The following is an 11,723-nucleotide window of genomic DNA, read 5'->3' on the forward strand; positions in this document are numbered from 1 at the left end:
CGGGTTCACGGTCTCGCGCCCGGTTTTTTCCGAGCGCGACACGCCGGATGTGGAAAATCTCTACGCCCGCTACGGCACGAAGAGCCCGCTTCTGGTCTTCGCCGGCCATACCGACGTGGTTCCTCCCGGTGACGAAGGCGCCTGGCGGCATCCGCCCTTCGCGGCAGAGACCGAGGGCGGCCTGCTCTACGGGCGCGGCGCGGTGGACATGAAGGGCGCGATCGCGGCGATGCTCTCGGCCGTGCTCGGCTTCATCAAGAAGCATCCCGATTTCAACGGTTCCATCGCCTTCCTGATCACCGGCGATGAGGAAGGCCCGGCGATCAACGGCTCGGTCAAGCTGCTGGACTGGGCGCACAAGCGCGGCGAGCGCTTCGATCATTGCCTGCTTGGCGAGCCGACCAACCCGCAAAATCTCGGCGACATGATCAAGATCGGCCGGCGCGGCTCGCTCACGGGCGCTATCACCGTCGAGGGCGTGCAGGGCCATGTCGGCTATCCGCATCTCGCGCGCAATCCGATCGACGGGATGGTGCGCCTGCTAGCCGCGCTCAAGGCCGAGCCCTTCGATACGGGGACCGAACATTTCGACGCCACCAATCTCGAAATCACCACCCTCGATGTCGGCAACCCGGCGACAAACGTCATTCCGGGCGAGGCGCGCGCGGTATTCAACGTGCGCTTCAACGATATCTGGACGCCGCAGACGCTCGGCGCCGAGATCGACCGGCGGCTGGGCGAGGCGGCGGGCAACGCGGTTACCTACCGGCTCGACCTGGAGCCGACCAATGCGGTCGCCTTCCTGACGCCGCCAGATGACTTCACCGGCTTCGTGCAGGATGCAATCGAGGCGCAGACCGGCATCCGCCCGCAACTCTCCACTACCGGTGGCACCTCGGATGCGCGCTTCATCAAGAGCTATTGCCCCGTGGTCGAATTCGGCCTCGTCGGCCAGACCATGCACAAGGTGGATGAACACGTCGCCATTTCCGACCTCGAGGGGCTCACGGCAATCTATCACGGGATCCTGATGCGCTATTTCAAGGTCGCTGTCGCAAGATAGAACCGAATTCCGACTATTGGCGGAACCGAGGCCGCATCACCCCCATTGGCGCAATGCCCTCGAACGCGCTACAACGCGCCGGATCCGGAAACCCGGGTCCCGGAACAAGCATACGGAGTCTTCATGCGTACCGAGAGCCCCCGCGCGATCCGCCTCGAGGAATACCGCCCGAGCGATTACCTGATCGACCGGGTCGATCTCGATATCTCCCTTGATGCGCATGCGACGAAGGTGCGGGCCATGCTCGCGATCCGGCCCAATCCGGAAGGCACGCCCGGCGCGCCTCTTGCGCTCGATGGTGACGAACTCACGCTCGAAGCCCTTGCGCTCAACGGGGAGGCGCTGGCGGAATCCGCCTATAGCTGCCAGCCGGACCGGCTCACCATCGCGAACCCGCCCCGGGAAGCATTCAGCCTGACCATCGGGACGGTGATCGACCCCACAGCGAATACCAAGCTGATGGGGCTGTATCGCTCGAATGGGGCCTATTGCACCCAATGCGAGGCGGAGGGCTTTCGCCGCATCACCTATTTCCTCGACCGTCCCGACGTGATGGCGGTCTATACCACCCGCATCGAAGCCGCCCGGGACGAGGCGCCGATCCTCCTCGGCAACGGCAACCCCATCGCTGCCGGCGATCTCCCCGGCGGGCGCCATTTCGCCGTCTGGGACGACCCGCATCCCAAACCCTCCTATCTCTTCGCGCTGGTCGGCGGCGCTCTCGGCAGCGTCTCGCGCGATTACGTGACCAGCAGCGGGCGCGCGGTGCGGCTGGCAATTTACGTCGAAAGCGGCAAGGAGGAGCGCGCGCATTACGCGCTCGACGCGCTGGAGCGCTCGATGCGCTGGGACGAGAAGATCTTCGGGCGCGAATACGATCTCGACGTGTTCAACATCGTCGCCGTATCCGATTTCAACATGGGCGCAATGGAGAACAAGGGTCTCAATATCTTCAACGACAAATACGTCCTCGCCTCCCCCGACACCGCGACGGATGCCGATTACGCCCATATCGAGGCGATCATCGCGCACGAATATTTCCACAACTGGACCGGTAACCGCATCACCTGCCGCGACTGGTTCCAGCTCTGCCTGAAGGAGGGCCTCACCGTCTTCCGCGATCAGGAATTCTCCAGCGACGAGCGCTCGCGCGCTGTGGAGCGCATCAACGCGGTGCGGACACTGCGCGCGCGGCAATTCACCGAGGATGCCGGCCCGCTGGCCCATCCGGTGCGCCCGCGCGAATACCGCGAGATCAACAATTTCTACACTGCGACCGTCTATGAAAAAGGCGCCGAGATCATCCGCATGCTCAAGATCCTGCTCGGCGACGACGCCTTCGCCCGGGGCATGGATCTGTATTTCGAGTGCCACGACAACGAGGCCACCACGGTCGAGGCCTTCCTCGCCTGTTTTGCGCAAGCTTCGGGTCAAGACCTGACGCATTTCGCGCTCTGGTACGAGCAGGCCGGCACACCGCGTGTCGTCGTCTCGAGCCATTACGATTCCGACAAGCGGCAATACCGGCTCGATTTCGCGCAATCGACCCCGTCCACACCAGGCCAGCCGACGAAGGATCCGCTGGTCGTCCCCATCGCCCTCGGTCTCGTCGATCACGATGGCGGGGCGCTCGACCACCGGGCGGAAGGCCTGAGCGACGGCGTCTTCGTGCTGCGCCATTCCAGTGACAGCCTGATTTTCAGGGATGTCGACGCGCGCCCCGTACCGAGCGTACTGCGCGGCTTCTCCGCGCCGGTGCGGCTGAGCCTCGATCTCGACGATACCGGTCTCCTGACGCTGGTGCGCCATGACAGCGACGCCTTCAACCGCTGGCAGGCGGGGCAGAATGTCGCGACACGGCTCCTGACGCGCGCAGCCCGGGGCGAGGGTGATGCCGCCGGCGAAACCGCCACGCAGGCGCTGGCCGAGGCGCTGGGGAGCTTTCTCGATGCGCAAGCCGCGCAGGATCCCGCCTTCGCAGCACTGATGCTGACCCTGCCTCCGGAATCGGAGATCGCCCAGGAGATCGGCAAGGATGTCGATCCCGACGCGATTCACCGGGCTCGTGAAGCCCTTCGCGACACGATCGCACGCGCGCTCGCGCCACGCCTCGGGGCCTTGCGCGCAATACCGGTCGCAGCCGGCCCCTACAGCCCGGATGCCGCTTCCGCCGGTGTGCGGGCCCTGCGTAACATTGCACTCGACCTTCTGGTCAAGGCCGATGCTGCGGGGATCACTGAAGCGCTAGCAGCCCAATATGACGATGCCGACAACATGACCGATCGGCTGGCCGCCCTGACCAGCGCCGTCCACAGCCCGACGGTGCCGGACTCCCTGCGCCAGCGCCTGCTGACCGATTTTCGCAACCGCTTCGACGACGAGCCGCTGGTCATCGACAAGTGGTTCGCGCTGCAATCCGGCCGCGCTCAACCGGACACCCTCGCCGCGATCGCGAAGCTGATGCAGGATGCCGCCTTCTCCATCAACAACCCCAACCGCGTGCGCGCGCTGATCGGCGCCTTCGCCATGAACAATCCGACCCAGTTCCACCGGGCGGACGGCGCCGGGTATGATTTTCTCGCCGATCAGGTGATCGCGCTCGATACGCGCAACCCGCAGGTCGCGGCCCGCCTGCTGACCGCCTTCAATTCATGGCGGATGATGGAGCCGGGACGGCGGGCGAAGGCGCAGGCGGCGCTCGAACGCGTCGCGTCGCGTGACGGCCTGTCCGGCGACGTCGCCGATATCGTGCAGCGCACACTCGACTGATTTGCCTCCAGTCCCGGGTGATTTGCCCCCGCGGTGGATAATTCGCACTGCAGCAACCCCCTTGTGCGCTGCCGCAATTCCATTATTGCCACGCTTTCCGCGCGAATCACCCGAGACGCCGGTCAGCCCGATTTCACGATCGTCACGAATAGATTCGAAATACCAATACCTTGAATCAGACACCGCGCGACCGCTTCAAGACGCGGAGCGATGGATTTCGCGAACCTTAAAATTTGCTGAATGCAAGTCTGGACAAATTTTTTCTACAGGATTCTATTATGTGTGATTCGGGCAGATGCGGCACGTCTCCCGGGACCAAATAACCGAACACGATGGGGGTCTGCGCATGACAGGCGCGGAGACAACGTGCGCTTCTGCGCGCGGCGGGAGCATATTGGGCGTCATCGGGGCTGGCGCCCACCCGGCACTCGGACGGCTCGAGCGTGCCGACCCATGGCTCAAGCGCGCCGTTCCCGTCCTGCTCGGCATCTTCCTCATCACCCTCGGCACCACCGTCTTCCTCCAATCCCGCAGCGATCATCAGGCGGCGCTCGGGCAGGCCGCAACCGAAGCCACGCTCATCGGTCAGCTGGCCGTGAACAGCCTCGTCGACAGGCCTGCGCATGCGCGTCAGACCGGCCTCGACACCTTCATGCAGAACCTTCCCGCCGAGCTCGATCAGACAGGCCGCTTTCTCGCCCTGGCCGATGGCGACAGTGCAATTCTCGGGTTTGCCGGGGGTGAATACCGGCCTGTTGGCATCAATACCCTGCACCAGTTGCTCGGACAGGATCCGGCCCTGCATGCTCTGAGCGCGGATTCCGGCGCCGTATCCGCGACACTGCCCGATGAAACTGCCGTGATCGCCAGCCTCCATGCGCTGGGTGATGGTGCGCACCTTGCGGTGATCCATACGACGCAGAGCATCCTCGCCGCCAGCCGGCAACGCAGCCAATCGCAGTTTTCGCTTCTTGCCGCCACCATCGTCGTTCTGATCGGCCTTGGCGCAGCCTATTTCCTGCAAGCCTCGCGGGCGCGCACTGCAGACCATGTCTGCCAGAAGGTCGGGCGGCGGATCGATTCCGCCCTCAACCGCGGACGCTGCGGCCTGTGGGACTGGGATATCGCGCGCGGGCGAATCTACTGGTCGGATTCGATGTATGCCATGCTCGGCTATACCCGCGAGGACGAGTTCCTCTCCTTCGGCGACGTCAACGATCTGATCCACCCCGACGATACGGATTTCTTCGCCCTTGCCGATGAACTCGCCGCTTCGCGCGCATCGGTGGTCGATCACGAATTCCGCATCCGCGACATACAGGGCCGCTGGGTCTGGCTGCGCGCGCGGGCCGAGCTCGTCGATGATCAGGATGACGGGTCGCGCCATCTGATCGGGATCTGCGTCGATGTCACCGACCAGCGCCAGCTCGCCCAGCGCACCGCCGAGGCCGATATGCGCCTACGCGATGCGGTCGATGCGATTTCCGAGGCCTTCGTGCTGTGGGATTCGGGAAACCGGCTGGTTCTGTGCAATTCCAAATTCCGCGAGTTGCACGGGCTCGACCATGCCAAAGCCGCGCCGGGTACCGCCTATGCGCTGGTCATGGCGGAAGCCGATCAGCCGATCGTCGAGCAGGAACTGCCCCGCAATGCCGGTCGCGAGACCGGAGCGCGCAGCTTCGAGGCCGAGCTCGCGGACGGGCGCTGGCTGCAGATCAACGAGCGCCGCACCGGCGATGGCGGTTATGTCTCCGTCGGCACGGACATTACCGCCCTCAAGCGCCAGGAGGAGCGCCTGCTCGATTCCGAGCGCCGCCTCAAGGCCACCATCAGCGACCTGCGCGTCTCCCGCCAGAAGCTTGAAACCCAGACCCAGCAACTCGCCGATCTGGCCGAGCGCTATCTCGAACAGAAGGCCGAGGCCGAGGGCGCCAGCCGCGCCAAATCCGAATTCCTCGCCAATATGAGCCACGAATTGCGCACGCCGCTCAATGCCATCATCGGCTTTGCGGAAGTGATGGAAAGTGGCATCTTCGGTCCGCTGGGTAACGGCAAATACGGCGAATACTGCCATGATATCCGCTCATCGGGAGAATATCTGCTCTCGGTGATCAACGACATCCTCGACATGTCGCGCATCGAGGCCGGACGCATCAAGCTCGAGAAGCAGGATATCGCGGTGGACGAGGTGATCGAGCGCGCATCGCGCATGATCGGCGAACTCGCCCGCGCCAAGGGGCTCGAATTCACCATCGAGAAAGCGCCGCAGGCCCGGCTCTTCGCCGACGAGCGCGCCATCCAGCAGATCCTCGTCAATCTCCTGCAGAATGCCGTCAAGTTCACCGATGATAACGGGCGCATCGCGTTGCGAGCACGTATCGTCAACGATGCGATCAATCTCTATGTGGAAGATGACGGTATCGGCATCCCGCAGGAAGCCATGAAGAAGATCGGGCGCCCGTTCGAGCAGGTCGAGAGCGAGTTCTCGCGCACCTATCAGGGCTCCGGGCTCGGCCTCGCCATCGCCAAATCCCTCGCGGCGCTGCATGGCGGCAATCTGCGTATCCGCTCGCAGGTCGGCGTCGGCACGATCGTGCTCGTCCACCTGCCGCTCAACAGCTACCAGGCCCTGCCGCACGCGGCGTGACGGGATCGGCCCGGCTCAGGCTTTCTGATCAGCCCTGGCGCTCGGGATAGGTCTGCTGCGGCGACGGAAAGCGGCGCTCACGCACCTCCTGGGCATAATCGGCAAGCGCCCGTTCGGCCTGCGCCCCGATCTCGGCATAGCGCTTGACGAATTTCGGTGTGCGCGCGGTGAGCCCCAGCATGTCGTCGAGCACGAGGATCTGCCCGTCGCATTGCGGCGATGCGCCGATGCCGATGACGGGCACATGCACGGCTTTCGTGATCTCCACCGCGAGCGGCTCGGCAACCGCTTCGACCACGACGGAGAAGGCGCCGGCCCCGGCGATCGCCTGCGCATCGGCGATCATCTGCGGCCATTGCGCCCGCTCGCGCCCCTGCGCGCGGAAGCTTCCCAGAGACGCTATCGCTTGCGGCGTGAGCCCGGTATGGCCCATCACGGGAATGCCCCTTTGCGAGATGAAGCGCACGGTCTCCGCCATATGCGCACCGCCCTCCAGCTTCACCGCGCCGCAGCCGGTCTCCTTCATGATTCGCGCCGCTGCCTCGAAAGCCTGCACCGGGCCGGCCTCATAAGCGGCGAAGGGCAGGTCAACGACGACCAGCGCCCGCGTCGAGGCGCGCATCACCGCCTGCGCATGCAGGATCATCATGTCGACGGTGACCGGCAGGGTCGAATCGTAGCCATGCACCACCATGCCGACCGAATCGCCGACGAGGATGACATCCGCCACATGATCGACGAGCCGTGCCATCGGTGCCGTATAGGCGGTGAGCGCGACGATCGGCGTAGCGTCGCGACCGCCCTTGCGTGCGGCAATGTCCGGCGCCGTGAGACGGCGGCTGGCCGATTGTGCGGACATGGCTCTCCCCTCAGGCCGTGAAGACGGGCACACCGATCAGCAGATAATGCAGCCAGAAGGCGAATGCGACATAGGCGACGAGCCCGATCACCAGCGCGATCACGTCGTATTTCGCCTGCGGACGGGTCACCGGCGCGCTGACGGCGGAGGGCGCATCCTTGCGCCGCTTTACCGAAATCCGCGCGACCACGGCCCAGGCGAGCAGCGAACCAAACAGAATGATCGAACCGAGATCGCCATTGGCGAGCAAATGCGCCAGCGCCCAGATCTTCACCGCAGCGAGCATCGGGTGCTTCGCCTTCGCCTTGATATAGCCGGGCATATAGGCGGCCGGCAGAAGGATGAATGAGAACAGGACGAGCAAGGCCGCGAGATGCTGCGTCCAGATCGGCGGCCACCATACCTGGATGTAGCCGTCAGCGCGGTATTGCGCGAAACCGATCACGATCAGAACGAAACCGAGCAGCACCAGAGCCGAATAAATGCCCTTGTAACCGTTCAGACCCAGCTTCGCGATCGCCGCCGCGCGCCGTTCGCGCATCATCGTAAAGCTGTGGACGCCGATGAAGAGCACCAGCCCGAGAATCAATACCGCCATCTGTTCCTCCGGATCCCGAATGCAATGCTTCTAACGCGGAAACCCCGGCTTTGCGACCGCAAAAACGGCGCAGGCAAGGAGGCCGGCGCTGACGGACGGGTTCGCCTGCCCAAAATCCCCAGACCCGGCTTGTATGCGCGCGCTGGACAGCGGCACGCTGCTCGCGTTTGCCTGTCGGCACCCAGAAACGCATCGCGGCGCCGCCCGAGAGCGCGTCGCGGTCGCGACGAGAATGAAATCGGGAGAGATACCATGGCAGGCTTGACGCCGATTGCGCCGGATGCCGTACCGCCGCGCGAGGACTGCGTCCTGCGCGACATGCTCGAAGACCGCGCGCGCACACATCCCCAGCGCGATTGCATCCGCTTCTGGCACGGGCGCGAGCGCGTGCCGGAAGTGTGGAGCTACGGCGAACTCCTCGACCGCGTGCGCGCACGCGCTTGCGCCCTCGCACAGGCCGGCGTGCGTCAGGGGGCGCATGTGCTGTGCTGGATGGGCAACGGCCCCGATCTGCTCGTGACCTGGTTTGCGATCAACTATCTCGGCGCCGTCTATATCCCGTTGAACACCGCCGCACGCGGGCAATCCCTGGCGCAGATCCTCGACAATGCCGATGCGCGCCTGATGATCGCCCATCCCGCCCTGGTCGAGCGGCTGCGCGAGATCGATCACGGCGCCCTGCGCAATGTCCTGACCGTCGCGGGCGATGGTGAACCCACTGCCATTCCCGGTCTCACCATCGCCCCCCTGCGCGACCCGGTCGGCATCGATGAGACCGGCCTAGCGCTCGAGGCGCCGATCCGGCCCTTCGACGTGCAGGCGGTGATGTATACCTCCGGCACGACCGGTGCACCCAAGGGCGTGCTCTTCACCTATATCCAGCATTATACGATGGGGCCGGAAGCCATTGAGGCGATCGGGCCCGATGATTGCTGCATGATCGCAGGGCCGATCTTCCACTGCGGCAGCACGCTCTATGTCCATGCGAGCCTCGCCCGCGGCGCAACCATGGCGATGATTCCGGAATTCCGCACAGGTGATTTCTGGCAGGCGATCCGCGATACCGGCTCCACGGTGGTGCTGCTGCTCGGCGTGATGGCGAATTTCCTGCTCAAGGCACCGCCCGATGCGCGCGACCACGACCACCCGCTCGCGAAGGTCTATATCGTCCCCTTCGGTGAGGACGCCCCGCGCTTCCGCGAGCGCTTCGGATCCGCGCTCTACACGGTCTATAACATGACAGAAATCGCGAGCCCGCTCATTGCAGGGCCGGGAATCGGCGAGGACGGCCATGATGCCGGCCTTGCCGGGATGCCGCGCGCGCCCTTCGAACTGCGTATCGTCGACGAGAACGACATCCCCGTCGCGCGCGGCGGCATCGGCGAACTGGTCATCCGTTCGCACCGCCCCTGGGCGCTGTTCGCGGGATATTATCGTAATCCACAGGCCACGGCCGAATCCATGCGAAACGGCTGGTTCCACACGGGGGATGCGTTCCGGCAGGATGATCAGGGCCGGTATTTTTTCGTCGACCGCATCAAGGACGTGATCCGCCGGCGCGGCGAGAATATTTCATCCTTCGCGCTCGAAGCCGAGATCACTGCCCATCCTGCCGTGCGCGAGGCGGTGGCGGTGGCGGTGGCGAGCGCGGAGACTGAGGACGAGGTGCTCGCCATCGTCACCCCCGTGGCGGGGGAGACGGTCGACCCGGCGGAGCTGGTCGCATTTCTGGCCGATCGCGTACCCCATTTCATGGTACCGCGCTATATCCGCGTAACGCAGGATCTGCCCAAGACGGCGAGCGGGAAGCTCCAGAAACACGCGCTTCGCCATGACGGCGTGACGCCCGACACATTCGATCGCGACGCCGCCGGGATCCGGCTCAGGCGCGAACGCCTCGCCTGAAGGAGGTGTCAGCGCGGCGCGCGTTTGGCCAGGATGCGCTGGAGCGTACGCCGGTGCATGTTGAGCCGGCGCGCCGTCTCGGAAACGTTGCGTCCACACAGCTCATAGACGCGCTGGATATGCTCCCAGCGCACGCGATCAGCCGACATCGGATTCTCCGGCGGATCGGCGCGCCCTTCCGGACCGGCCTTGAGCGCGGCATCGATCTCGTCCGCATCCGCCGGCTTTGCCAGGTAATCGAAGGCGCCCATCTTCACAGCGGTCACTGCCGTGGCGATATTGCCGTATCCGGTGAGGACGACACCGCGCGCTTCCGGACGCCGCTCCTTCAGCCGGGTGATCACCTCGAGACCGTTGCCGTCACCGAGGCGCATGTCGATAATCGCAAAAGCCGGGGGCGCGGCATCGACCTGCGCGATCCCCTCGGCTACGCTCTCGGCGACGGTCACCCGATAGCCACGGCTCTCCATGGCGCGGGCCAGACGCGTCGAGAACGGGCGGTCGTCATCAACGATCAGCAGGGCGTTATCCCCTTCGATCACGGCATCCCGCTCGATTTCGGCCTCGATCATCATTCTCTCTCCTCGTCTTGAGGCGCGCTCTGCACGCTAGTGATCCGCGAGCGCAACCCTTTTACGGGTTACGTGCGAAGATCACGTTCCGATGACCCGCACGTGTCGAAAACCCGTCATGGTATCGAAATAGGCCCCTGCGGCGCGTTATCCAGCTCCTGCATGTCGAAAGCGGGGTCACGCCATTCGAAAGTTTCGCGCCGCCAGAGGATCCGCGCGATGGCGCCGTGCCCTGGCGCGGGCTGGTTGGTGAGCGTGAGTTGCGCGCCGGTGCGCTCGATCAGCGTCTTGGCGATGAAGACTCCGAGCCCGTGACCCTGCATGCGCTCGCCCTGCCCGCGTTTGTCCGAACCCCGGCTCGTCACATAGGGCTCACCAAGCCGCAACAGGATATCGGGGCGAATGCCCGGCCCGTCATCGTGGATCTCGACGCGCACCTCGCGCGCATCCCAGCGCGCGATCACATGAACGTCGGAATCGGCAAAATCGATGGCGTTGTCGATCAGATTGGCCAGACCGTAGATCAGGCCGGCATTGCGCTGGCAATAAGGCTCGGCGCCCTCACCCCGGATATCGACATGCAGCGGTACTCCGATGCCGCGCTGAGGATCGACGATCTCCTCGATCAGATGACCCAACGTGATTCGCTCGAGAAACCCGCGTTTATCCTCGGCACTCAGCGAGGTCAGCTTGCCGAGAATGGCGCGGCAGCGCTCGGCCTGATCGCGCAGGAGCGCGAGATCCTCCGCCGTCTCCGTATCCGCCGGGGCGCGCCGGGCGAGCTCCTTGGCGACGACGGTGATCGTCGCGAGCGGCGTCCCCAGCTCATGTGCCGCCGCAGCGGCGAGGCCGTCGATCTGGGAGAGGTGCTGCTCACGCGCGAGGACCAGCTCCGTCGCGGCGAGCGCCTGCGCGAGCTGGCGCCCCTCCTCCGCGATGCGCCAGGCATAGACGCCGATGAAGGCGGCACCGAGCAGGATCGCGAACCATTTGCCGCTGATATAGAGAAACGGCATCTGGAAGGTCTCGCCCGGTATCCAGGGCAGCGGCAGATGCGCGAGCGCCAGCAGCGTCGCACAGCCTACGGCGAGCAGGCCCAGAAACAGCGTGCGCAACGGCGGCAGGGCCGTCGCCGAAATCAGAACGGGGGCGAGGAAGAGCAGGCTGAACGGATTCTGCAATCCGCCCGTGAGAAAGAGCAGCAGGGCGAGTTGGACAATGTCGAAGGCAAGCAGGCCCGTCGCCGTATCGTCGTGCAGGCGATGGCTCGCCGGGTAGCGGATTCGGATGGCGATGTTCAGAACCGCCGA

8 protein-coding genes are annotated in these 11,723 nt (G+C 64.9%); 4 read left to right on the forward strand and 4 right to left on the reverse strand.

What is annotated here, in order from left to right:
• The 3 genes from dapE to VKP01_RS06630 form a co-directional block, all read left to right on the forward strand.
• On the forward strand, positions 1-1,063 hold a 1,063-nt coding region (dapE, locus tag VKP01_RS06620; protein ID WP_324411374.1), incomplete at its 5' end, for a succinyl-diaminopimelate desuccinylase.
• Between the two features lie 123 nt (positions 1,064-1,186).
• Positions 1,187-3,832 carry an aminopeptidase N gene (gene pepN / locus VKP01_RS06625; protein WP_324411375.1) on the forward strand — a complete coding sequence of 882 codons (2,646 nt, stop codon included), beginning with the start codon at positions 1,187-1,189 and terminating at the stop codon, positions 3,830-3,832.
• 394 nt (positions 3,833-4,226) lie between these two features.
• Positions 4,227-6,479 (forward strand): PAS domain-containing sensor histidine kinase, encoded by a 2,253-nt coding sequence (locus VKP01_RS06630; protein WP_324411376.1) that lies wholly within the window; start codon positions 4,227-4,229, stop codon positions 6,477-6,479.
• 28 nt (positions 6,480-6,507) lie between these two features.
• Here VKP01_RS06630 and panB read toward each other — a convergent pair whose 3' ends face one another.
• Together panB and VKP01_RS06640 are read right to left on the reverse strand one after the other, a co-directional pair.
• Positions 6,508-7,338 (reverse strand): 3-methyl-2-oxobutanoate hydroxymethyltransferase, encoded by an 831-nt coding sequence (panB, locus tag VKP01_RS06635; protein ID WP_324411377.1) that lies wholly within the window; start codon positions 7,336-7,338, stop codon positions 6,508-6,510.
• Between the two features lie 10 nt (positions 7,339-7,348).
• Positions 7,349-7,936 carry an NnrU family protein gene (locus tag VKP01_RS06640; protein WP_324411378.1) on the reverse strand — a complete coding sequence of 196 codons (588 nt, stop codon included), beginning with the start codon at positions 7,934-7,936 and terminating at the stop codon, positions 7,349-7,351.
• Between the two features lie 252 nt (positions 7,937-8,188).
• Here VKP01_RS06640 and VKP01_RS06645 point away from each other — a divergent pair, with 252 nt between their 5' ends.
• Positions 8,189-9,841 carry an AMP-binding protein gene (locus VKP01_RS06645; RefSeq protein WP_324411379.1) on the forward strand — a complete coding sequence of 551 codons (1,653 nt, stop codon included), beginning with the start codon at positions 8,189-8,191 and terminating at the stop codon, positions 9,839-9,841.
• 8 nt (positions 9,842-9,849) lie between these two features.
• On the opposite strand, the gene VKP01_RS06650 is transcribed toward VKP01_RS06645, so the two are convergent.
• Both VKP01_RS06650 and VKP01_RS06655 read right to left on the reverse strand, forming a co-directional pair.
• Positions 9,850-10,413: an ActR/PrrA/RegA family redox response regulator transcription factor gene (locus tag VKP01_RS06650; RefSeq protein ID WP_131817767.1), complete on the reverse strand. Its 564-nt coding sequence runs from the start codon at positions 10,411-10,413 to the stop codon at positions 9,850-9,852.
• 116 nt (positions 10,414-10,529) lie between these two features.
• A partial coding sequence (locus VKP01_RS06655) for an ActS/PrrB/RegB family redox-sensitive histidine kinase (RefSeq protein WP_324411380.1) occupies positions 10,530-11,723 on the reverse strand: 1,194 nt, incomplete at its 5' end.

Source organism: Saliniramus sp. (assembly GCF_035311605.1).
Taxonomy (GTDB): domain Bacteria; phylum Pseudomonadota; class Alphaproteobacteria; order Rhizobiales; family Beijerinckiaceae; genus Saliniramus.